The sequence below is a fragment of the Pseudomonas iranensis genome (assembly GCF_014268585.2).
GTDB classification, from domain to species: Bacteria; Pseudomonadota; Gammaproteobacteria; order Pseudomonadales; family Pseudomonadaceae; genus Aquipseudomonas; species Aquipseudomonas iranensis.
Genome location: NZ_CP077092.1, coordinates 3,962,083 through 3,982,740, shown reverse-complemented (window position 1 = coordinate 3,982,740; position 20,658 = coordinate 3,962,083). Strand labels below are relative to the sequence as shown.

The 20,658-nt window shown below is 60.8% G+C and carries 22 protein-coding genes; 13 read left to right on the top strand and 9 right to left on the bottom strand.

Annotated elements, in window-relative coordinates; genetic code table 11:
* Nucleotides 1-8: 8 nt before the first annotated feature.
* A complete protein-coding gene (locus HU724_RS17795) occupies nt 9-566 on the top strand; it encodes a YceI family protein (RefSeq protein ID WP_186566451.1) in 558 nt (185 codons plus the stop codon).
* 87 nt (nt 567-653) lie between these two features.
* Nucleotides 654-1,340 (top strand): GNAT family N-acetyltransferase, encoded by a 687-nt coding sequence (locus HU724_RS17790; RefSeq protein WP_186566453.1) that lies wholly within the window; start codon nt 654-656, stop codon nt 1,338-1,340.
* 63 nt (nt 1,341-1,403) lie between these two features.
* Here the strand turns inward: HU724_RS17790 and HU724_RS17785 are convergent, their stop codons facing one another.
* Nucleotides 1,404-1,844: a hotdog fold domain-containing protein gene (locus tag HU724_RS17785; protein ID WP_186566455.1), complete on the bottom strand. Its 441-nt coding sequence runs from the start codon at nt 1,842-1,844 to the stop codon at nt 1,404-1,406.
* A gap of 159 nt (nt 1,845-2,003) precedes the next feature.
* Here HU724_RS17785 and HU724_RS17780 point away from each other — a divergent pair, with 159 nt between their 5' ends.
* Nucleotides 2,004-2,636, top strand: a complete 633-nt coding sequence (locus HU724_RS17780) for a TetR/AcrR family transcriptional regulator (protein WP_186566457.1) — start codon at nt 2,004-2,006, stop codon at nt 2,634-2,636.
* Nucleotides 2,637-2,853: 217 nt separating this feature from the next.
* Here the strand turns inward: HU724_RS17780 and HU724_RS17775 are convergent, their stop codons facing one another.
* The gene (locus HU724_RS17775; RefSeq protein WP_186566459.1) at nt 2,854-3,978 is read right to left on the bottom strand and encodes a DmpA family aminopeptidase; all 1,125 of its coding nucleotides are present in this window, start codon (nt 3,976-3,978) and stop codon (nt 2,854-2,856) included.
* A gap of 73 nt (nt 3,979-4,051) precedes the next feature.
* Nucleotides 4,052-5,155: a polyamine ABC transporter substrate-binding protein gene (locus tag HU724_RS17770; protein WP_186566461.1), complete on the bottom strand. Its 1,104-nt coding sequence runs from the start codon at nt 5,153-5,155 to the stop codon at nt 4,052-4,054.
* Nucleotides 5,156-5,266: 111 nt separating this feature from the next.
* Here HU724_RS17770 and HU724_RS17765 point away from each other — a divergent pair, with 111 nt between their 5' ends.
* Entirely contained in the window at nt 5,267-6,046 is a 780-nt protein-coding gene (locus HU724_RS17765) for a helix-turn-helix transcriptional regulator (RefSeq protein WP_186566463.1), read from the top strand.
* Nucleotides 6,047-6,167: 121 nt separating this feature from the next.
* Here HU724_RS17765 and HU724_RS17760 read toward each other — a convergent pair whose 3' ends face one another.
* Nucleotides 6,168-7,109 (bottom strand): class I SAM-dependent methyltransferase, encoded by a 942-nt coding sequence (locus HU724_RS17760; RefSeq protein WP_186566465.1) that lies wholly within the window; start codon nt 7,107-7,109, stop codon nt 6,168-6,170.
* 198 nt (nt 7,110-7,307) lie between these two features.
* On the opposite strand from HU724_RS17760, the gene HU724_RS17755 reads away from it, so the two are divergent.
* The 4 genes from HU724_RS17755 (at nt 7,308) to HU724_RS17740 (ending at nt 10,027) form a co-directional block, all read left to right on the top strand.
* Nucleotides 7,308-7,721 (top strand): response regulator, encoded by a 414-nt coding sequence (locus HU724_RS17755; protein WP_071171792.1) that lies wholly within the window; start codon nt 7,308-7,310, stop codon nt 7,719-7,721.
* 56 nt (nt 7,722-7,777) lie between these two features.
* Nucleotides 7,778-8,446, top strand: coding sequence for an HAD-IA family hydrolase (locus tag HU724_RS17750; protein ID WP_186566467.1), 669 nt, complete (start codon nt 7,778-7,780; stop codon nt 8,444-8,446).
* A gap of 351 nt (nt 8,447-8,797) precedes the next feature.
* Nucleotides 8,798-9,595, top strand: coding sequence for an SDR family NAD(P)-dependent oxidoreductase (locus HU724_RS17745; protein WP_186566469.1), 798 nt, complete (start codon nt 8,798-8,800; stop codon nt 9,593-9,595).
* A 21-nt stretch (nt 9,596-9,616) separates the two neighbouring features.
* Nucleotides 9,617-10,027 carry an SRPBCC family protein gene (locus tag HU724_RS17740; protein ID WP_123442154.1) on the top strand — a complete coding sequence of 137 codons (411 nt, stop codon included), beginning with the start codon at nt 9,617-9,619 and terminating at the stop codon, nt 10,025-10,027.
* Between the two features lie 131 nt (nt 10,028-10,158).
* Here the strand turns inward: HU724_RS17740 and HU724_RS17735 are convergent, their stop codons facing one another.
* Together HU724_RS17735 and HU724_RS17730 are read right to left on the bottom strand one after the other, a co-directional pair.
* Nucleotides 10,159-11,553, bottom strand: a complete 1,395-nt coding sequence (locus tag HU724_RS17735; protein ID WP_186566471.1) for a sensor histidine kinase — start codon at nt 11,551-11,553, stop codon at nt 10,159-10,161.
* Nucleotides 11,531-12,214 carry a response regulator transcription factor gene (locus tag HU724_RS17730; RefSeq protein WP_016775228.1) on the bottom strand — a complete coding sequence of 228 codons (684 nt, stop codon included), beginning with the start codon at nt 12,212-12,214 and terminating at the stop codon, nt 11,531-11,533. Before HU724_RS17730 ends, HU724_RS17735 begins: the two co-directional genes overlap by 23 nt.
* Before the next feature lie 308 nt (nt 12,215-12,522).
* Between HU724_RS17730 and HU724_RS17725 the strand changes: the two genes are divergently transcribed.
* Nucleotides 12,523-13,452: a hypothetical protein gene (locus tag HU724_RS17725; RefSeq protein ID WP_016775227.1), complete on the top strand. Its 930-nt coding sequence runs from the start codon at nt 12,523-12,525 to the stop codon at nt 13,450-13,452.
* A 179-nt stretch (nt 13,453-13,631) separates the two neighbouring features.
* Here HU724_RS17725 and HU724_RS17720 read toward each other — a convergent pair whose 3' ends face one another.
* Both HU724_RS17720 and HU724_RS17715 read right to left on the bottom strand, forming a co-directional pair.
* Nucleotides 13,632-13,991 carry a DUF6124 family protein gene (locus HU724_RS17720; protein WP_225927629.1) on the bottom strand — a complete coding sequence of 120 codons (360 nt, stop codon included), beginning with the start codon at nt 13,989-13,991 and terminating at the stop codon, nt 13,632-13,634.
* Nucleotides 13,992-14,004: 13 nt separating this feature from the next.
* Nucleotides 14,005-14,370, bottom strand: coding sequence for a DUF6124 family protein (locus HU724_RS17715; protein WP_186566473.1), 366 nt, complete (start codon nt 14,368-14,370; stop codon nt 14,005-14,007).
* Between the two features lie 490 nt (nt 14,371-14,860).
* Between HU724_RS17715 and HU724_RS17710 the strand changes: the two genes are divergently transcribed.
* From HU724_RS17710 to hcnC, 4 genes are all read left to right on the top strand, one after another.
* A complete protein-coding gene (locus HU724_RS17710; protein WP_186566475.1) occupies nt 14,861-15,400 on the top strand; it encodes a hypothetical protein in 540 nt (179 codons plus the stop codon).
* Between the two features lie 237 nt (nt 15,401-15,637).
* A complete protein-coding gene (locus tag HU724_RS17705; protein ID WP_016775225.1) occupies nt 15,638-15,952 on the top strand; it encodes a (2Fe-2S)-binding protein in 315 nt (104 codons plus the stop codon).
* The gene (hcnB, locus tag HU724_RS17700) at nt 15,949-17,358 is read left to right on the top strand and encodes a cyanide-forming glycine dehydrogenase subunit HcnB (protein WP_186566477.1); all 1,410 of its coding nucleotides are present in this window, start codon (nt 15,949-15,951) and stop codon (nt 17,356-17,358) included. The genes HU724_RS17705 and hcnB overlap by 4 nt, the downstream gene beginning before the upstream one ends.
* Complete coding sequence (gene hcnC / locus HU724_RS17695; RefSeq protein WP_186566479.1) at nt 17,351-18,610, top strand: cyanide-forming glycine dehydrogenase subunit HcnC; 1,260 nt, start codon at nt 17,351-17,353, stop codon at nt 18,608-18,610. Before hcnB ends, hcnC begins: the two co-directional genes overlap by 8 nt.
* A 121-nt stretch (nt 18,611-18,731) precedes the next feature.
* On the opposite strand, the gene HU724_RS17690 is transcribed toward hcnC, so the two are convergent.
* A complete protein-coding gene (locus HU724_RS17690) occupies nt 18,732-20,540 on the bottom strand; it encodes a monovalent cation:proton antiporter-2 (CPA2) family protein (RefSeq protein WP_122612172.1) in 1,809 nt (602 codons plus the stop codon).
* Between the last annotated feature and the right edge of the window lie 118 nt (nt 20,541-20,658).

Below are 20,658 nucleotides of genomic sequence, written 5' to 3'. Positions count from 1 at the left end.
AGAATGTCATGACGTTGCGATTGCTGCTGGTTGCCGCGTTTACATCGTGCGTCATGGTCGGTGCGCAGGCGGCTGAATATAACCGGGTCAACACCAGCGCCAGCCAGATCAGCTTCACCTATCAGCAGATGGGCTCGCGAATGTACGGCACCTTCGGCAAGTTCGAGGCGACGCTGGACTTCGATACCGACGACCTCGGCAAAGCCCAGACCATGCTGCATATCGATCTCGCCAGCATCGATGCTGGCAGTGAAGACGCCAATACCGAACTGGTGAAACCGGCGTGGTTCGACACCGGGAAATTCCCGCTCGCGGTGTTCAAGTCCAGCCGTTTTACTCAAGTGGACGAGCATCGTTACCAAGTCGCCGGTCAGCTCACGCTCAAGGGCATCACTCGCGAGGTCGAGGTGCCGGTGGAGTTGAAACCGGACAACGCCATCGGCATCTTCGACGGTGAGCTGGTGCTCAATCGAGAGGAGTTCGGCCTCGGCGCAGGGGAGTGGGCTGACAGCGTGGTGTCGAGGGACATCAACATCAAATTCAGGGTGGTGGCGCCACAACAGTGACGGTTCAATAGATCCGGCACGGTATGATGTCGCGGTTCGTCGACGGCTCTGATCATCGGCAACGTTTTTTATCGCCGGAGTTTGCCCATGCCACGCATCACCCGCTACACCTCCCCATGCCCGGAAAGCGTCAACAGCCAGATCCTGCAAATGGTCGTCGATTACCTGACCGACATCAGTGCGGTCGGCCTCGGCCCGAGCAATCTGCTGTACAACGTTTATCAGTACGCGGTGGGTTATGAGGTGCATCTCTACCTCGAGGCGTTGAACGGCCAGAAGGGCACCGAGGTGGAATTGCTGGTGGCCACTAACGAGGAAGACCCGGAGCGAGTCATCGGATTTCTCATCTGTCTGCCGGTGCAGGGCGATTGGGAGGCGTGCAGCGTCGCGTACATGGCGGTGCGGGAAGGTCATCGGCGTCAGGGTGTGGCGCGGGCGATGCTCGCGGACATGGCCGGGCGCTATCCGCATGCGGAACTGGCCTGCAGCATTGGCAAGGTGCCGTATTTCGAGGCACTGGGTTTTGAAGTGATCGGCCAGCGCGAAACGCAGGTGCTGATGAGCACGCGGCATTACCGCAGCAACGGCCTGCGCGGGTTCATCGACACCACGCCGATCTATCGCTCGCTGGAAGTGCAGCAGATTCACACCTATCTGCTGCAGAAGAACGGCAAGCGCGCGATGCTCGATGCGGAAAAACAACGCGATCGCCATCTGGACCAGACCAGCCGCCACGTAGAAGAATTCGTCCGTCAGCGCCTGACCCTGCACTGATCGTCGGCCAATCAAAAGCCCTTGCTGCGCATCCCGCGGCAAGGGCTTTTTTGCGCCTGCTTCTCAACCGAGCTTGACGTTCATGGTGATGCGCGCGGTGAACACTTTTTTACCCTCGCAATCGTGAATGTCGACGTTGACTATCTTGTCGCCATCGCTTTGCCAATCCACACCTTCAGCGCTGGCCACAGCGGTGACGTCGGTTTTCGCCTTGGCCAGATATTCCACGGTCATGCCTTTGGGAATCCAGCGCGCGCCGGCCGGGATCGACACGTCGGTCATCATTCCGCCGGCCAGTTCCGCCGCGTTGCACATGGCGATCGCGTGCACCGTGCCGAGGTGGTTGGTGATTTCCTTGCGAAACGGCACTTGCACGGTAGCGGCATTCGGACGCAACTCGGAAATCAGCGGATTGATGCTGCTGAAGTACGGGGCGAACTGGCAGGCCATTTTGCTGAATGCATCCGGGCCGACGCTGTTGAACATGCTGAGAGATTGACTCATGGGAAGCCTCGCTGGGTAGTTTGCAGAATGATGTTCCGTTACAGAATAATGTTCTGTAACGGAACGGTATTCTGTTCACGGTAAATCTGTCAACCTAGGCGCGATTTGTTCACGGGCACGTGACGCCTTTATCAACCTCCGTTTTTGGACCCGAGCAGCATGGACACCGCCGATCTACTGGAACGCAGCTACCCCGGCCGCCGCGCCGAACTCAAACGCGATATCTTTCGCAAGGCCCTGAGCCTGTTCAATGAACAGGGGATCGAGGCCACCACCATCGAAATGATCCGTGCCGAGTGCGACACCAGCGTCGGCGCGATCTATCACCATTTCGGCAACAAGGAAGGGCTGGTCGCGGCGCTGTTTTTCACCGCGCTGGAGGATCACGCGCGTTTGCGTGATGCGTATCTGGACGCGGCCAATACCACTGAAGAAGGCGTGCAGGCGCTGGTCTTCAGCTATGTCGACTGGGTCGAGCAACAGCCGCAGTGGGCGCGATTCCAGTACCACGCGCGGTTCGCCGTGACCAAAGGCCCGTTCAAGGACGAGCTGGCCGAGCGCAACAAGACGCGCAACCTGCGTCTGCGCCAATGGCTGACGCAATCGGGTCGCGCCGCCGAACTGCAGGATTTGCCTGCCGAGCTGCTGCCATCGCTGATCATTGGCCAAGCGGACAGCTACTGCCGAGCCTGGCTGGCAGGGCGAGTCAAAGGCAGCCCGAGCGCCTATCGCCAAGTGCTCGCGCAAGCGGCGTGGCGTTCGATTCGTGCCGAAGGTCTCGGCGAGGACTGAAATACGCAGACAAAAAAAGAGCCTCAAAGCTCTTTGATGGGGAGGAAGTAGAGCCCGTGAGGCTCAAGAGGCGTGTGAAGCAAGGCGTGGGCTTGATTGGGGTTCAGAACACCCACGCCTACGCAGCGCCGGATCAATCCAGTCACCGCTTAGCTTCATCCTAGGAGCGTGCAATGGACGACTCAAGTACCGCCAGTCGTCCCTGCACAATGCCGGTTTATGCCGGACGCGATCCCGGCCAACCGGATTTTTTCAGTGCCGCCAGAAGCGTCTGTCCATCCAGGCCCGGCACCGAATGACCGTTGCCCTCGCTGCTGTTGCTGGCGAGCAGGGCATTGATGATCGCTTCTTCCACGGCTTCGGTCGCGGCCAGAAACAGCTCGCTGATGTGGTCGTTGTTGACCATGCGCAAACCGTCGCAGGTGGCTGCGCGTTTAGCCTCGTAAGCCGCAGGCGGGACGTGATCATTGCCAGTGGCGAAGGCAATGAAGATGTCGCCGCTGTGGTCTTCGTTACCGCCGCCGGTACGCGCCAGGCCCAGGCTGGCACGCTGTGCCAGACGCGTGCATTGATGGGGCAGCAGCGGCGCATCAGTCGCCAGGCAGACGACGATCGAGCCCATGCCCGGGTGCGGCAGCGCTGCCCGCAGGAACGGTGAATCCTTCTGTTCCATATAGCGCCCGACCGGGTAACCATCGACGCGTAATTCACTGCGAATACCGTGGTTGGCCTGCACGATCGCGCCGACGGTCCAGCCTCCCTGGGCAGCACTCAAACGGCGCGATGCGGTGCCGATGCCACCCTTGAATTCATGGCAGATCATGCCGCTGCCACCGCCCACCGCACCTTCGCGCACCGGCCCATCCACGGCGCCGTTCAGCGCTTGGGCGACATGCTCGGGTTTGACGTGAAAGCCGTTGATGTCATTGAGCAGTCCATCGAAGGTCTCCAGCACCACCGGCATATTCCAGTAAAGCCGCCCGTCATCCGGCTGTTGCTCACGGTCCAGCACAATCAGCGCATCCCGCACCACACCGAGGCTGTGGGTGTTGGTAAAGGCAATCGGACTGGTCAGCAGACCGGCCTCGCGAATCCATTCCAGGCCGGTCGCATCACCGTTGCCATTGAGTACATGCACGCCGGCAAAGCACGGTTGCTGGCTGGTCGAGCCGGGGCGCGGCTCGATCAGCGTGACGCCGGTGCAGATGTCACGGCCGCTGCTGCTGCGACCACGTACATTGCTGTGACCGACGCGCACCCCCGGCACATCGGTAATGGCGTTGAGCGGGCCAGGTTGCATCTGGCCAATCAGGATATCGAGATCACGGGCACGCGGATTCATAACATTCAGTCTCTTCATTGAAAAGGTCGGGCGGCTTACCGCTCGGATGAGGCAGGCAGATTTCTTGCGCGGGTTACTGGCCGTTCTTGACCTTGCTCCACACCCGCGTACGCACGCGTTCGACGGCTTTGGGCAAGGGTTCGAGGGTGTAGAGGGTGGCCATGGCGGCAGGGGACGGGTACACCGCCGGGTTGTCGCGAGTGGCTGCTGCCACCAGCGTTGTCGCGGCGCGATTGCCATTCGGGTACGACAAGTGATCACTGACCGGCGCGATCACTTCCGGTCGCAGCAGGTAATCGATAAACGCCAGGCCTTGGGCGCGATTGGGGGCGTCCTTGAGCAGCACCAGAGTGTCGAACCACACCGGCGCGCCTTCCTTGGGCAGGCTGTAGGCGATCTTTACGCCGTTGTTGGCCTGCTCGGCATTGGTCTTGGCTTCGAGCATCGCCCCGGACCAGCCAACCGCCACGCAGATATTGCCGTTGGACAGATCGCTGATGAACTTCGAGGAGTTGAAGTAGGCGATGTGCGGGCGCAGCTTGAGCAGCAGTGCTTCGGCTTTTTTGTAGTCTTCGGGGTTGGTGCTGTTGGGCGGCAAGCCCAGGTAATGCAGGGCGACCGGCAGCATTTCCGACGGCGAATCGAGCATCGCCACGCCGCACTCGCCCAGTTTGGCCAGATTGGTTTCGTTGAACAGCAACTCCCAGGAATCCACCGGCGCTTTGTCACCCAGCGCGGCGCGAACTTTGTCGACGTTGTAGCCGATGCCGTTGGTGCCCCACAGGTAAGGCACGGCGTATTGATTGCCCGGATCGTTGACCGCGAGTTTCTTCAACAGCTCGGGGTCGAGATTCTGCCAGCCTGGCAGTTGATCGCGAGGCAATGGGGCGAGGGCGCCGGCCTTGATCAGGGTCGGCAGGCTGAAGTTGCTCGCCACGACAACGTCGTAGCCGCTGCGGCTGGTCATCAGTTTGCCTTCGAGCACTTCGGCGCTGTCGAAGGTGTCGTACACCGGCCGGATGCCGCTGTCGCGCTGGAAATCATGCAGGGTGTTCGGCCCGATGTAGTCGTACCAGTTGTAGACATGCACGCTCGGTACGTCTGCCGCCATGGCGACCGAGGAGAGACAAAAACAGGCCAGCAGGCCCGGGTTGATAGATCCACGGTGACGACGCATGATGCGGCACTCCTGGCCTGTCGCAGGCCGGTGATGAACTGGAGTGGTCAGGCTAACGGGCCGGTCACACCAGCCCCATTCCCATCATGGGTTACTCGAAAGGGGTAGTGCGTGGACGCGTTGTTGCAGGAATTGCCGGTGCATCAGGGGCTGGCGCGGGTATTTACCCAGCTCGGGCAGGACGGTTTCTGGCGCGCGCTGGTCGACACCCTGCGCCTGCTGGTGCCGCTGGACAATGCCCTCGTCGCCCTGATGCAGGCCGGCCAGCCGCCGCGTTTGCTGATCGACTTCGACAGCAAGGGCTACGTGGACGACCAGCAGGAGCTGGCCGGTTATACCGCCGGCATGTACCTGCTCGATCCGTTTTATCAAGCCGCCGTCAGCGGGATCAGCGACGGCCTGCACAGCCTGGCGTCCGTTGCGCCGGATCAGTTTCTGCACAGCGAGTATTACCAGAGCTATTTTCGTGCCGTGGTTGGCGAGGATGAATTGCAGTTTCTGATCAACGTCGAAGGCGCGGTACTCGGCTTGTCCCTGGGCCGCTCGACCGCGTTTGGCATGGCCGAGCAGGGTCGCCTGTTGTGCGTACGTGACTGGGTATTGGCGGCGATGCATCGCCACATGCAGTTGCTGCCACCGCAAGGACCGGTGGCTGAAGCGGTGGTGGGTGATCTGGCGACGTTGCTGGACCGTTTCGATGCCCGGCTGACCGCGCGCGAGATCGACACGGCGCGCCTGATCCTGCAGGGCTTTTCCAGCAAGGCGATGGCCCAGCAGATGGGGATTTCGCCGGAGACCGTGAAGGTGCATCGACGCAATCTCTATCACAAGCTCAACGTCACCGGGCATGGTGAGTTGTTTGCACTGGTGCTGCGGCCGACATCTTTTTGATCAACACAGAACTTGTGTGGGAGCGAGCCTGCTCGCGAAAGCGGTGTATCAGTCAACAAAATTGTTATCTGACACTGCGCTTTCGCGAGCAGGCTCGCTCCCACAGGGAACATACGCTGTGTCAGTGGCTGCGCTGGAAGACCAGGGCTTTCAGGCCGCTCTCTGGATCGATATCGGGAAACTCCGGCGGGTTGTCCAGCCGATGCTCGAAGCGCAGGCTCGGCGCTTCCTGGGTCACGCCATCAATCAGAAAGTCGGAACCGAACGACGGGTCGTTCATACACGCCAGCACCGTGCCTTGCGCGGTGAGCAGTTCCGGCAAGCGGCGCAACACCCGTTGATAATCCTTGGTCAGCAAAAAGCTGCCTTTCTGAAACGACGGCGGGTCGATGATCACCAGATCGTACGGGCCGCTGTTGATCACCTTGCCCCAGGATTTGAACAGGTCGTGACCGAGAAAGCTGACCTTGCTCAGGTCGTGGCCGTTCAAACGGTGATTGTCGCGTCCACGGCTCAGCGCGGCGCGGGACATATCCAGGTTGACCACATGGCTGGCGCCACCCTCGATTGCCGCTACGGAAAAACCGCAGGTGTAGGCGAACAGGTTCAACACCCGCTTGCCCGCCGCCTGTTCGCGCACCCAGTTACGGCCGTAGCGCATGTCGAGAAACAGCCCGGCGTTCTGCTTGCGCCCCAGGTCAACGCGGTACTGCAAGCCACCCTCGACAATGGTCATTTCTTCGATTTCCTCCCCGATCAGCCATTCGGCCGTGCTCTGCGGCAGATAACGGTGCTGGATCAGCAAAGTGTGCGCGCCGGACTGCTGCCACTCGGCCGAGACGGCGATGTGCAGCAGCGAATCCCGCAGATCTTGCAGCTGCTCAGGCGCCGGTTCCTTGAACAGCGACACCAGCACCACGCCCTGCAACCAGTCCACGGTCAGCTGCTCCAGCCCCGGCCAGCAGCGTCCGCGCCCGTGAAACAACCGACGGGTTTCGCTGGGTGCCGCCGCCAGTGCGGGCAGCAAATGAGCGTGGAGGGTCGCGAGGGCTTCAGGGGTCATGGATCAGGATCGGCCAGTCAAAGGGCCGGCATTTTAACCACAAATGAAGGTTTTCGACGGGCGCTGCGCTTCGAAAAACAACACCTTGGCGAAATCCTCTGTATCAAAAATGAATTTCTACAGGGCGCGCTGCTCATACCAGATAAGCAGCGGATTCAAAACCGCTTATCAAAAATGTAATTCGGGGGAGTGCTGTTCATGTGCCCTACACCTACGTCGAGCGCGCACCTTCCTGGCGGGTTGATTCTGATTGTCGAGGACGATCCGTTGATTCTGGAGTTTCTCTGCGAAATTCTTCAGGAGGAAGGGTTCAAGGTCGAACCGAAAACCAGCGCCGACGCCGCATCCTTGTATCTGGAAAAGCACGCAGCGGACGTCGCGCTGTTGCTGACCGACATCACCATGCCCGGCACGCTTAACGGTGCCGACCTGGCTAATCTGTTCGGCGACCGCTGGCCGGAAAAACCGGTGATGGTCATGTCCGGCTATGAAACGCCCGAGACCTCCGGGGTCAAGCACTCGGTGGCGTTCATCAAGAAGCCGTGGGCGATCGGTCAGTTGCTCGATTGTGTGGAAAGTGCGTTCAAATCCAAGGCCCCGCAGCTGCACTGACAAGTGCTACATTGCCGGGCCAGCCTGCCCGGCCAACTGTCAGAGGATTTGCTCTCTTGTCTGCACAAGCATCGGTTTTTGATCGCGCGTTCGGCGCGTTCCTGTTCGACATGGACGGCACCGTCCTCAACTCCATCGCCGCCGCCGAGCGCATCTGGTCAGCGTGGGCGGTGCGCCATGGCGTTGATGTCGAGACGTTCCTGCCGACCATCCATGGCGCGCGGGCGATCGACACCATCACTCGGCTGAATCTGCCGGGGCTGGATGCTGAGGAACAGGCGGCGTTCATCACCGCAGCGGAAATCAATGACGTTGAAGGCATTGTCGAGATCCCTGCGGCGGCAGCCTTTCTCAACGCGCTGCCGAAAAATCGTTGGGCGATGGTGACGTCGGCGCCTCGCGATCTGGCGTTGCGGCGCATGGCGGCGGCGGGTATCCCCGAGCCGGCGGTAATGATCACGGCGGAAGATGTAAAGGCTGGCAAGCCTGATCCTGCGGGGTATCTGCTGGCGGCGAAAAAGCTCGGTGTCGAGCCGGCAGACTGTCTAATTTTTGAAGACGCCACGGTTGGCATTCAGGCTGCGGAAGCGGCGGGCGCTGCACTGATGATCATCACCACCACGCACCAGCACCCGATCGAAACGGCGCATGCGACGTTGGCCAGTTACGATGCGATCGGCGTCAGGGTCGGCGCCGATGGTCTGCTTCGTCTGACGGAAATCTGATCTGTTCCGAAATGCCCCTCACCCTAGCCCTCTCCCGGAGGGAGAGGGGACTGACCGGGGGATATTCAGGTAATACGCCGACGTGAAAGGTCTTCTCTGAATCCATAATCGCTATGGTCTTTCAGGTCGACGGCAAATTCAGCACAACTCGGTCGGTTCCCTCTCCCCCGGGAGAGGGCTAGGGTGAGGGGCTACGGTCTGCCAGAGACAGGGGATCGTCAATCAAACAACATCCCCGTCACCGGTCGGCAGCTCAACCATGCCGGCAATATCGCAACTACGCTGATCCATGCTTCTGAAATCGTCGCCAAAGTCGAGCGCGGTGGAACTCCTTGCTAACGAGGTAAACGCATGAAGATCGATCTGAGTGGAAAACTGGCCATTGTCAGCGGCAGTACCGGCGGCATCGGTCTGGGCATCAGCCAGTCGTTGGCCGAAGCCGGGGCGACGGTGGTGGTCATCGGTCGCGACACGGCCAAGGTCGAGCAGGCGCTGGCGAGCATTCGCCAAGCGGTGCCCAGCGCGCAGTTGCGTGGTCTGAGCGCCGATCTGGGCACGGCCGAGGGGGCGGAAAAGCTTTTCGCCGCCGAGCCGCGCGCGGACATTCTGGTCAACAACCTCGGCATCTTCAACGACGTCGATTTCTTCGAGACTCCCGACAGTGAGTGGAAGCGCTTCTATGAAGTCAACGTGATTTCCGGCGTGCGCCTGGCGCGGCATTACGTGCCGGCAATGGTCGAGCAGGGTTGGGGCCGGGTGATCTTTCTGTCATCGGAATCCGGGGTGGCGACGCCGGCAGACATGCTCAATTACGGCGTGACCAAAAGCGCCAACCTCGCGGTGTCCCACGGCCTGGCCAAACGTCTGGCTGGTACCGGGGTCACGGTCAATGCGATCCTGCCGGGGCCGACTTTCACCGATGGCCTGCAGGACATGCTCAGAGACGCGGCCGCCGAATCCGGGCGCGACCTGCGCGACGAAGCCGACGCCTTTGTGCGCAAGGCCCGTCCGACTTCGATCATCCAGCGCGTGGCGGATGTTTCGGAAGTGGCGCATCTGGTCACGTACATTGCTTCACCGCTGTCCTCGGCCACCACGGGCGCAGCGTTGCGCGTCGATGGCGGTGTGGTCGACAGCCTGACTATCTGAAATTTCCGAAAGAGAGGTTTTATGCCAACAGCATCTGCAACCATCGACATCCCGGCCGCGGCCGATCAGGTCTGGCAATTGATCGGCGGCTTCAACACGCTGCCGGACTGGCTGCCGTTGATTACCAACAGTGAACTGAGCGAAGGCGGGCGTGTACGCACCCTGCAAACCGCTGACGGCGGCGTGGTCGTCGAACGTCTGCAGACCTTCGATAACGCCGCCCGAACCTACAGCTATTCGATTGAACAGGCACCGTTCCCGGCCAGCGATTATCTCGCGACGATCAAGGTTGAAGCCCAAGGGCAGGGCGCGCGGGTGACGTGGTCGGGGCGATTTAATGCGGTCGGCGTGAGCGATGAAGAGGTGGTGGCGTTGTTCAACGGCATCTACCAGGGCGGGCTCGAAGCCTTGCGGGCGAATTACCCAACCTGAGACGCAGATCGTTCCCACGCTCTGCGTGGGAATGCAGCCCGGGACGCTCTGCGTCCCATTTCGAAAGCCGGAACGCGGAGCGTCCCTTGAGGCATTCCCACGCGGAGCGTGGGAACGATCGGCGCGAGACGTCAGGCCTGACTGATCAAACTCTGCCGACAATCCAGCACCAGTTTCGCCCCGCCCAGATCGCTGCTGCCGACTTCAAGACTGAAGCCGTGCAAGCTGACAATCGCCGCAACAATCGACAGCCCTAGACCGAATCCACTCTGCGGCTGGCCACCCTCGGTGCGGTAAAACCGCTGGAACACCGCCTCACGTTCCGCCTCGGGAATCCCCGGGCCTGAATCGTGCACCTCGATCCGCGTCTGGCCACCTGCATTGACCCCACGCAACATCACCGTGCCGCCGGGCGGGGTGAATTTGATCGAGTTGCTCAGCAGGTTCGCCAACGCTTCGAACAGCAACGCGCGGTCGCCATTGAGCGGCGGCAGCGTCTCCGGCATGTTCAACTGAAAGCGCAGATCGCCTTCCTCGGCCAGCGGCAGATAGAACTCGTGCAACTCCTCCAGCAAACGCACCGGATCAAGTTCGACGAAACCTGAACGGCGCTGGCGATCTTCCAGTTCGGAAATCCGCAGCAGTCCGCGAAACCGCGCCATCAGCGTGTCCGCCTCAGCCAGTACCAGATCCAGTTGCGCCGCTTCTTGCGAACCTTCACCCGCCTGTTGCTGCATGCGATACAACTGCGCGCGCAGGCGGGTCAGCGGCGTGCGCAAATCGTGGGCGATGTTGTCGCAGACACCTTTGACCTCGTTCATCAAGCGCTCGATGCGCTCAAGCATGGCGTTGACGATGGCGGCGAGCATGTCCAGTTCATCGCGGCGATTGGACAGCGGCAAGCGGTGCGTAAGGTCGCCGGCAACGATGGCCTGGGCGCTGTTCTGAATCGCGCGGATGCGCTGCAACGGTCGACGCCGCAGCAGATGCCAACCGGCGACCCCGGGAATAATCGTCAGCGACACGCCCCAGAACAACGCGTGCAAAATGATCCGCGTCACCGCGAACAGCGAGCCATTGTCACGCAGCAGCACCAGCCAGCGCCCGTCGCGAGTCTGGGTGGCCACAGCATCGCAGCTGTCGTTCGGCAGGGTCGGGTCATCGGAATCGGCGCACTCGGCGAGCATATGGATCTTGCCGTCGAGCGGCAGTCCTTCGGGAATTTGCTGAAGTGCGCCGCCCAGGTAAACGCCGTCAGCGCTGAACAGACCATAGGCGTCGATACCACGAATATCGAAGGTCATGCTCGCCGCGAGGGCGTCTTCGAGTTGCTCGCCGCGAAAATGCGAGAACAGATGCTGGCGTTGCATCAACGAATGTTTGGCGAGTTTGTCGAGGTAGCCGGATACCTCGTAGTACATGACCCCCATGAGGATCGCGCTCCACGCCACGAACAGCGTGCTGTACAGCGCCAGCAAGCGGCTGCTGGAAGAGCGCCAGCCGTCAGACGGGTTCGGCAATGACATAGCCGGAGCCCCGTACCGTGCGGATCAGCGGAACGTTGCCAGCTGCGTCGATCTTCTTGCGCAGACGGCCGATGTGCACGTCGATCAGGTTGGTGCCCGGGTCGAAGTGATAACCCCAGACCTCTTCGAAAATCATCATCCGCGAGAGAATCTGGCCGCTGTTGCGCATCAGAAACTCGAGCAGTTTGTATTCGGTGGGCAGCAGCGTCAGCACCTGTCCGGCGCGGCGGGCTTCATGGCTGATCAGGTCGAGTTCGAGGTCGGCGACGTTCAATGTCGTGGCCTGGGTGGCGACGCTGTTTTGCCGACGCAGCAACACTTCGACCCGCGCGGCCATTTCATCGGTGGCGAACGGTTTGGTCAGGTAGTCATCGCCACCGGCGCGCAAACCGCGCACTCGCTCATCGACATCGGAGAGGGCGCTGATCATCAGAATCGGCGTCGCCACGCCCATGGTGCGCAGGGTGGTGACGATGGCCAGACCATCCAGCTCGGGCAACATGCGATCGAGGGTGATCAGGTCGTAGTTGCCGCTGACGGCGCGGTCGAGGCCTTCGCGGCCATTGTCGACCCAGTCGACATCCAGCCCGTGGCTGCTCAGTTCGGCAACGATTTCCCGCGCGGTCACGGCGTCGTCTTCGATGGTCAAGATACGAGTCATAGGCAGGCCTGCTGATCGGTTCAAACGGAATGGCAGCATTTTGCCAAGAATTTACCGTGACGCTTTAAATTAACTTTCATCTTCGTCGCGACGGTGAATCGGAACTGATCGGATTTGCCAGTCATTCATCAATGCAGAAAACCCGCAGGCGCTGACGGTTTATTGCAAATTGCACGGACCAGCGAAGTTCAAAATTTCTAACCTGTTGAAAATAAACAGTTTATTTAGTTTCTATAACTGGCACGGTCACTGCAATTCCTCACCTGACGAGTTGTAACACCATTTTTCATGCCTGGAGCAGTACAACAATGAATAGATCCCCTGATGGCTATTATCCTGCCGTGGAAGAGTCGAGCAGCGTCTCAGGCGTGTCCTGGGGCGCGATCTTCGCCGGTGCTGCGGCGGCCGCTGCGCTGTCGATGATTCTCGTGCTGCTCGGTTTCGGTCTGGGCTTTTCGGCTGTTTCACCGTGGGCCGGAGAGGGCGTCAGCGCCAAGGGCCTGGGCATTTCGACGATTGTCTGGCTGGCTGTGACGCAGATCATTGCTTCCGGCATGGGCGGCTACATTGCCGGTCGTCTGCGGGTGAAATGGGCCAACATGCACGGTGACGAAGTCTACTTCCGCGACACCGCCCACGGCTTCCTCGCCTGGTGCGTCGCCACGCTGGTCACCGCTGTGCTGGTGGTCGGTTCGGTCAGCAGCGTCGTCAGCGGCGGTGTGCAGGCTGGGGCTAACGTCGTCGGCGGTGCTGCCGGTGCCATGAGCCAGGCCGCCGGTTCTGCCGCAGCCAATACTGACAGCGATCAGTACGGCTACTTCGTCGACAGCCTGTTCCGTGACGACCGTCCGGCTGCCGTCAGCGATGACGCCGCACGCGGCACCGTGACCCGCATCTTCGCCCAGAGCCTGGCCAACGGTCAGCTCAGCGCCGAAGACCGCACCTACCTCGCACAACTGGTGTCGCAACGTACCAACCTGAGCCAGGCCGATGCTGAACGTCGTGTCGACGAAATCTACGCCAACACCCAGAAAGCCATCGCTGACGCGAAACTGAAAGCCCAGCAAGCTGCCGACACCGCCGCGAAAGTCGCTGCCTACACCTCGCTGTGGATGTTCGTCGCGCTGCTGGCCGGTGCGTTCTTCGCCAGCCTGGCAGCCACCTTCGGCGGTCGTCGTCGCGATGCGGTCGAGTACGTTGAAGTCGACACCTACACCACTACCACTCCGGTCCGTTAAAAAGGAGAGTCACCATGCGCTCATTACTGCTGTTCTTCCTCGGCGTACCGATCCCGATCATCATCCTGATCGCCCTGTTCGTGCACTGATCCCTCTGAGGCAGGATGCCTCTGCCGCTTTCATCTTCGGGTGAAAGCGGCTTTTTTGCGTTTGGGAACTGCAAACGCAAGCTTGGCGAATCACTCGGTCGGCACGACATTATCCAGCGCTTTGTTCACGGCCAGTTCTCCCAACATGACCACTTGCGCAATGCCCAACAGGGTATTGCGCCGTGAGCCTTCGAGCATCCCGGCAAAGTCACCGAGCATCACCGTGGCGGACGCCAGGGATTCGCACGCGTTGACCAGCAGGGATTCGGTGTCGGATTGCGGGTTGACCATGAACAGAGTATTGGGGCTGTACGGCGTGGCGTTGATCCTGGCCGGCGGATTGGAAGGTGTGTGTGACATCAGCTGAAACTCCGATGAGAGCCGCTTGGTGTGAGAGAGAGCGCCACGGGGTGACGTGCACGCTGGCAGTGAGGGAGCACGCCCCCTCATACCCCGGTTGCGGCTAGTTCGACACGCGTCGGCTGTTGAGCACGCGATTGACGACCAGCTCACTCAACATGATCAATTGCTGCAACATCAGCAGCGAACGGCGCTGTGCAGGCTCGATGACGTTGCTTATTTCGCGGGCCATGTCGTTCGCCGCAGCCAGCGATTCACAGGCTTCGAGGAGCAAGGTTTCCTCGTCCACCGTTGGGTCGACGAGAAAGATCCGGCCCGGTTGACGATTGGGAATCGTAGTCTTGAGGGTTTGAGGATCGAGATAAAAGTTGATGGCGCGAGCGGCGGCGTCTTTTATGCGCTGAGGCTCCAGAGCGGGGTCGTACGGGATCGAATCGGCTTCTGGCGGGTTTGGCGTTACTTTGAACATGGATGACTCTCTATCTTGAAGGAATGAAGAGCCGTCACTATCGCTACCAAACGAAGGGTGGCGGCCATGCGCAGGTTGGTAGACCGGTCAAGATAGTTAACCCCGGCGCTCACGAATGAGCCCCACGCATGGTCACCATGAAGAGCTGAGCCTCAAAAGAGGGGCCGCCTAAAGGGACGCCATACAACTATCAAGAAACGGGCTACCAAACCCGATCACTGTTTTGCAGTGACAGGGAAACGATATAGCCCTACCGATAGCCGTGTAAGCCGGCGGATTCTGATGCACCCGTAGGCAGCGACGCAAGGCGTTGTAGGTCCGATGCCGTAACAGCACGTGTGATTTAAACATGATCGACAAATTGCGTTTATCCACTGCGCAAGGGCCGGCATGCCTGAGCCTTTTGCTTTCGGCAACTCAACAAAGCGACAATCGGTTCGCGAAGTGCCCTAGCTTCACTCCCCCGATTTTTCAATTAAGGAAGAATACGTTGGACAAGAAGGAAACCAAACGCCAGGTCAGCGAAATGCTCGATGCCGGTCGCTCGAAAACCGAGACGTTCAAGGCATTCTCCGGTGGTGCGCTGAAAGACAAGGCGCTGGCGTACCTGATCGGCTCACGCCCCGATCCGAATCTGATTGAACGACACGCCGGCAAGATCAAAATCCTTCTTGGACTGACTTACGTTCAGGCGCTGATCGGTCTGGTGGGCGGCTATCTCCTCGGGCTGACCATCAGCACCGGTTTCGCCATCGGACTTGGTTTGTTCGCCGGTGGCGTGCCTTTGCTTTTTGCCTGGGGTTTCTATCGCAACGCGGCCCATGCCTATACGGTGTACGTGATGCTCTCGATCAGCCAGATGCCGCGCATGTTCAAGGAATATGCGGATGACCCGATCGGTACGGTGGTCGGCGTGGCGATCACGCTGGCGATGATCTTCTACGTCGCTTGGCTGAAAAACCTGCTGTTCCCGGACCTTGCGTTGTTCGGCGCAAAGAAGATCAAAGGCCAGTTCGTCTTCTCCAACTAACCGTTTCCATCCCGCCATTTTCACTGGCCTGGATCAATATTTCGCCTGGCGATATCGCCTACCGTAAATGATCCAGGCCTTTGCTGAGGTATGAGCTACAGTGCTTGTCGCGCACCTTGTTGCGCTGACGAAGTATCCGCGTCGACGTTGAAAACACAGCAATAAAAGCGTCGACGAGGCGTAGTGCAGCAAGGAGCTGACACAACCTCAACTGAATCTTCACGGACGAACACCGTAATGAACTGCCTAGAAAGAACCTTCGATATCCAGCCCTTGGTGCAGGCGGATATGACCGTGCACATCAACGGCCAAGCGGTCAGCGCCGCCATTGGCGAAACCGTTCTCAGCGTCATCCAGTCCCTCGGCGTGCGCCAGATCGCACGCAATGACCACGATCAGATCAGCGGCGCCTATTGCGGCATGGGCGTGTGCCAGTGCTGTCTGGTGAAAATCAACGGTCGCCACAAGCGCCGCGCCTGCCAGACCGTGGTACGCGACGGCATGCAGATCGAAACCCGAGTCAACCGCGTCGTCGCGCAGGAGGTTGTATGAGCCTGCAACCGTTGATTGTCGGCGGCGGGCCGGCGGGGATGGCGGCGGCCATCGAACTGGCGCGCCACGGCGTGCGCTGCACCTTGCTCGAAGAGGCTTCGCGCCTCGGCGGTGTGGTTTATCGCGGGCCGTTGCGCGATGGCGTGCAACTGGATTATCTCGGGCCGCGTTATTCCGAAGCACTGGACAAACTGTACGGTGAATTCCAGCAGCAGTCCGGGCTGATCGACGTGCGCCTCAACCATCGGGTGGTCGGCGCCGAAGGCACCCGCGCAGTGGTGGTGCTCGACGGTGATGAGCAACTGCACGAGATGGCTTATCCGCAACTGCTGGTGGCCGCCGGTTGCCATGAACGCAGCGTACCGTTTCCCGGCTGGACGTTGCCGGGGGTGAACCTGCTCGGCGGCCTGCAGTTGCAGATCAAGAGTGGCGTGGTCAAGCCGCAAGGGCCGGTGATCATCGCCGGCACCGGGCCGTTGCTGCCGCTTGTCGCGACCCAGTTACATGCGTCTGGCGTGCGCGTCGCCGGCGTCTATGAGGCTTGCGCATTCGGCAAGATCGCCCGCGAGAGTCTGGCGCTGCTGAACAAGCCGCAGCTGTTCCTCGACGGGTTGAGCATGCTCGCTTACCTCAAGTTGCACGGCATCCCGATGAACTACGGCTGGGGCGTGGTTGAGGCCCATGGCGACGGCGAATTGAAAAGCGTCAGCGTCGCGCCGTATTCGCCGACGTGGGAGGCGGATCTCTCGCGGGTCGAGCGTTTCGAAGCGCAGACGCTGGCGGTCGGTTACGGTTTTATTCCGCGCACGCAATTGAGCCAGCAGATGGGCCTTGATCACGGCTTCAGCGCCGATGGCTACCTGCGTGCGCACGCCAATGTCTGGCAGCAAAGCAGCGTGGCGCATGTGCATCTGGCCGGCGACATGGGCGGGATCCGCGGCGGCGAAGCGGCGATGCTCGCCGGCAAGATCGCCGCCACTTCGATCCTGCTGCAACGCGGCGTGCTCGACGCCGAGCTCGCCCGGGTGCGCCGTGATCGCTACGCAAGCAAACTCAGAGCCATCGTGCGCTTTCGTGCGGCGGTGGATCGCTACACCGAACGCGGTGTCGGGCAGATTGCTTTGCCCGCAGCCGACACGGTGATCTGTCGCTGCGAGCACGCAACCCGCGCCGACATCGATCTGGCGCTGGAGCAGGGTGTGCAAGACATCGCCAGCCTGAAAATGCGCACCCGCGTGAGCATGGGCGATTGTCAGGGGCGGATGTGCGTCGGCTATTGCAGCGATCGCTTGCGCCAGGCCACCGGACGTCAGGATGTCGGTTGGCTGCGCCCACGCTTTCCAATCGATCCGGTACCGTTTTCCGCGTTCCAGTCTCTCGGCACGGAGGGCGCTTGCCATGAGTAAGTTCTACGACGTGGTCATTGCCGGTGGCGGCGTGATCGGCGCCTCCTGTGCCTACCAATTGTCCAAGCGCAAAGATTTGAAAGTTGCGCTGATCGACGCCAAGCGCCCCGGCAACGCGACCCGCGCTTCGGCGGGTGGTTTATGGGCGATCGGCGAATCGGTCGGCCTCGGCTGCGGGGTGATTTTCTTTCGCATGATGTCGGCCAACCGCAAGCGCGAGACCCAGGGCGCTGCGGTAGCGGTGGACGCCAGTACGCCGCATATTTTGCCAGCATCGTTTTTCGATTTTGCCTTGCAATCCAATGCGCTGTACCCGGCGCTGCATCGCGAGCTGAAAGACAACCACGGCACGGATTGCAAGTTCGAGAAGACCGGATTGAAATTCGTGATCTATGACGACGAAGATCGGCTGTATGCCGAGCACATCGTCGGCTGCATTCCGCATCTGGCCGATCAGGTGCGCTGGCTCGATCAAGCGGCGTTGCGCGCGGCCGAACCGAGTGTCAGCCATGAGGCGCGCGGGGCGCTGGAGTTTCTCTGCGATCATCAGGTCAGTCCGTTCCGCCTCGCCGATGCCTACATGGAAGGCGCGCGGCAGAACGGCGTCGACATCTTCGTCAACACCAACGTCACCGGCGTGTTGCATCACGGCACTCGTGTGACCGGCGTGCAGACGGCAGAAGCGGGCGTGTTTCACTGCAAGACGCTGATCAACGCCGCCGGTGCCTGGGCGGCGGATTTGAGCGAGTGGGCCACGGGGATTCGCATTCCGGTGAAACCGGTGAAAGGGCAGATCCTGCTGACCGAGCGCATGCCGAAAATCCTCAATGGCTGCCTGACCACCAGCGATTGCTACGTGGCGCAAAAGGACAACGGCGAAATCCTCATTGGTAGCACCACCGAAGACAAAGGGTTCGACGTCACCACCACCTACCCGGAAATCGCCGGGCTGGTGCAGGGCGCGGTGCGCTGTCTGCCGAAGCTTGTGGACGTCAACCTCAAGCGCACCTGGGCGGGACTGCGTCCTGGGTCGCCGGATGAGTTGCCGATCCTCGGGCCGATGCGTGGGGTGGAGGGTTATCTGAATGCTTGCGGGCACTTCCGCACCGGCATTCTGACGTCGGCGATTACCGGTGTGCTGCTGGATAAACTGGTGAATGACGAGCCGCTGCCGCTGGATATCACACCGTTTCTGGCGGATCGGTTTGCAGTCGCGCCGGTCGAGCCCGCCCCCGCGCTGGAACGGGCCTGACCCAATCCCCTGTGGGAGCGAGCCTGCTCGCGAATGCAATCTGTCAGTGAAGTATTGGGTGACTGACACGACGCTTTCGCGAGCAGGCTCGCTCCCACAGTTGGATCTGCGCAAGGCACGATCAGGACTTGCGCGCTTCTTCTTCGAGCTGATCCGATTCAAACAATTTGGCCAGTTCCGCCCGGGCTTCCTGGGCGGTCTGCAGGACTTTGGCGGCGTCGTCGTAGACGGCGTGTTGCGCCTCCAGCACCTGTTCGTCGTGATGCTTGAAACGCTTGATCCGCGCATCGGCCTGGGCTTGGGTCAGACCGAGGCCGACCAGCGTGCGCCGGCTCATTTCCAGGCTCGAATAATAGGTCTCACGAATCGCTTCCGCGCCGACATCCACCAGGCGATGCACGTGCTGACGGTTACGCGCGCGGGCGATGATTTTCATGTGCGGATAGAGCTTGTGCACCACCTCGGCAGTCTTGATGTTGGTCTCCGGATCGTCCGTGGCGATGACGAAATACTCCGCTTCGCCAACCTTCGCCGCGTGAAGGATTTCCGGGCGCATCGGGTCGCCGTAGAACACTGGCACACCGCCGAAGCTGCGCGACAGTTCGATGGTTTCCACCGAGGTGTCCAGCGCAACGAACTTGATGTTCTGCGCGCGCAGAATCCGTGCCACGATCTGGCCCATCCGGCCCATGCCGGCAATCACTACGCGTGGCGCTTCGGTGTCGATTTCGCGGAATTTCTCCGGCACTTCCACCGGCTGCACTTTCGGGCTGACCAGCCGTGCGCAGATCAACAGCAGCAACGGCGTCAGCGCCATCGACAGGGTGATGGTCAGCACCAGCATGTCGTACAGACGCGGCTCGAACAGGCCTTGATCGCGGCCGATCTTGAACACCACAAACGCAAACTCACCGCCGGCAGCGAGGACGATGCCGAGGCGAATTGCGCTGATTTTGTTCAATCCTCCTGCCAGACGTCCGACGACGAACAGCAGCGGCAATTTCAGACCGATCAGCAGCAGAGTCAGTCCCAACACGGTGATCGGCGCGCTCAACAACAGGCTGAGATTGGCGCCCATGCCGACGCTGATGAAAAACAGCCCGAGCAGCAGGCCCTTGAACGGTTCGATCTGCGCTTCCAGCTCGTGGCGATATTCCGAGTCCGCCAGCAGCAGACCGGCGAGAAACGCGCCCAGCGCCATCGACACGCCGACCAGATCCATCAGCCACGCGGTGCCGATCACCACCAGCAACGCGGTGGCGGTGGACACTTCCGGCAGCCCGGTTTTCGCCACCACGCGGAACACCGGACGCAACAGATACCGCCCGCCGATCACCACAACGGCAATGCCGCCGAGCACCTGCAAGCTGTGACGAATATCGTCGGCGGTGCTGGTGTGGTGATCGACGCCGGCGAGCATCGGCACCAGGGCGATCAATGGAATCGCGGCGATGTCCTGGAACAGCAGAATCGCAAACGCGAGACGCCCGTGGGGGCTGGTCAGTTCCTTGCGTTCGGCGAGGCTTTGCAGGCCGAACGCCGTGGAGGACAGCGCCAGACCGAGGCCCAGCACAATGGCGCTGTTCAGCGGCTGGCCGAACACTGACAGCGCCAGCACGCCGATCACCGATGCAGTCAACAGCACCTGCGCCAGACCGACGCCGAACACGGATTTACGCATCACCCACAAGCGGCGCGGCGACAGCTCCAGGCCGATGATGAACAGCAGCAACACCACGCCCAGCTCGGAGATATGCGCAACGCTTTGCGGATTGCCGATCAGGCCGAGCACCGACGGGCCGATGATCACCCCGGCAAACAGATAACCGAGCACCGCGCCCAGTTGCAGACGTTTGGCCAAAGGCACGGTGAGCACTGCCGCGAACAGAAACACGACAGCGGCTTGCAACAGATTGCCTTCATGGGGCATTGGAACGACTCCTGACTGCGGGTACGGCGAGGGTGACAAGGATAAGGGTTACGCGGTCTCCAGACCATTCGAGATCCAATGTGGGAGCGAGCCTGCTCGCGAATGCGGTGGGTCAGTC

Coding starts and splice junctions, on each gene's coding strand:
- HU724_RS17770 (WP_186566461.1), bottom strand. CDS start 5,155: ATGCGTCGTCACCGTGGATCTATCAACCCGGGCCTGCTGGCCTGTTTT.
- HU724_RS17790 (WP_186566453.1), top strand. CDS start 654: ATGCCACGCATCACCCGCTACACCTCCCCATGCCCGGAAAGCGTCAAC.
- hcnC (WP_186566479.1), top strand. CDS start 17,351: ATGAGTAAGTTCTACGACGTGGTCATTGCCGGTGGCGGCGTGATCGGC.
- HU724_RS17690 (WP_122612172.1), bottom strand. CDS start 20,540: ATGCCCCATGAAGGCAATCTGTTGCAAGCCGCTGTCGTGTTTCTGTTC.
- HU724_RS17720 (WP_225927629.1), bottom strand. CDS start 13,991: ATGAGGGGGCGTGCTCCCTCACTGCCAGCGTGCACGTCACCCCGTGGC.
- HU724_RS17725 (WP_016775227.1), top strand. CDS start 12,523: ATGAATAGATCCCCTGATGGCTATTATCCTGCCGTGGAAGAGTCGAGC.
- HU724_RS17745 (WP_186566469.1), top strand. CDS start 8,798: ATGAAGATCGATCTGAGTGGAAAACTGGCCATTGTCAGCGGCAGTACC.
- HU724_RS17735 (WP_186566471.1), bottom strand. CDS start 11,553: ATGTCATTGCCGAACCCGTCTGACGGCTGGCGCTCTTCCAGCAGCCGC.
- HU724_RS17730 (WP_016775228.1), bottom strand. CDS start 12,214: ATGACTCGTATCTTGACCATCGAAGACGACGCCGTGACCGCGCGGGAA.
- HU724_RS17795 (WP_186566451.1), top strand. CDS start 9: ATGACGTTGCGATTGCTGCTGGTTGCCGCGTTTACATCGTGCGTCATG.
- HU724_RS17740 (WP_123442154.1), top strand. CDS start 9,617: ATGCCAACAGCATCTGCAACCATCGACATCCCGGCCGCGGCCGATCAG.
- HU724_RS17705 (WP_016775225.1), top strand. CDS start 15,638: ATGAACTGCCTAGAAAGAACCTTCGATATCCAGCCCTTGGTGCAGGCG.
- HU724_RS17785 (WP_186566455.1), bottom strand. CDS start 1,844: ATGAGTCAATCTCTCAGCATGTTCAACAGCGTCGGCCCGGATGCATTC.
- HU724_RS17775 (WP_186566459.1), bottom strand. CDS start 3,978: ATGAATCCGCGTGCCCGTGATCTCGATATCCTGATTGGCCAGATGCAA.
- HU724_RS17755 (WP_071171792.1), top strand. CDS start 7,308: ATGTGCCCTACACCTACGTCGAGCGCGCACCTTCCTGGCGGGTTGATT.
- HU724_RS17715 (WP_186566473.1), bottom strand. CDS start 14,370: ATGTTCAAAGTAACGCCAAACCCGCCAGAAGCCGATTCGATCCCGTAC.
- HU724_RS17760 (WP_186566465.1), bottom strand. CDS start 7,109: ATGACCCCTGAAGCCCTCGCGACCCTCCACGCTCATTTGCTGCCCGCA.
- hcnB (WP_186566477.1), top strand. CDS start 15,949: ATGAGCCTGCAACCGTTGATTGTCGGCGGCGGGCCGGCGGGGATGGCG.
- HU724_RS17780 (WP_186566457.1), top strand. CDS start 2,004: ATGGACACCGCCGATCTACTGGAACGCAGCTACCCCGGCCGCCGCGCC.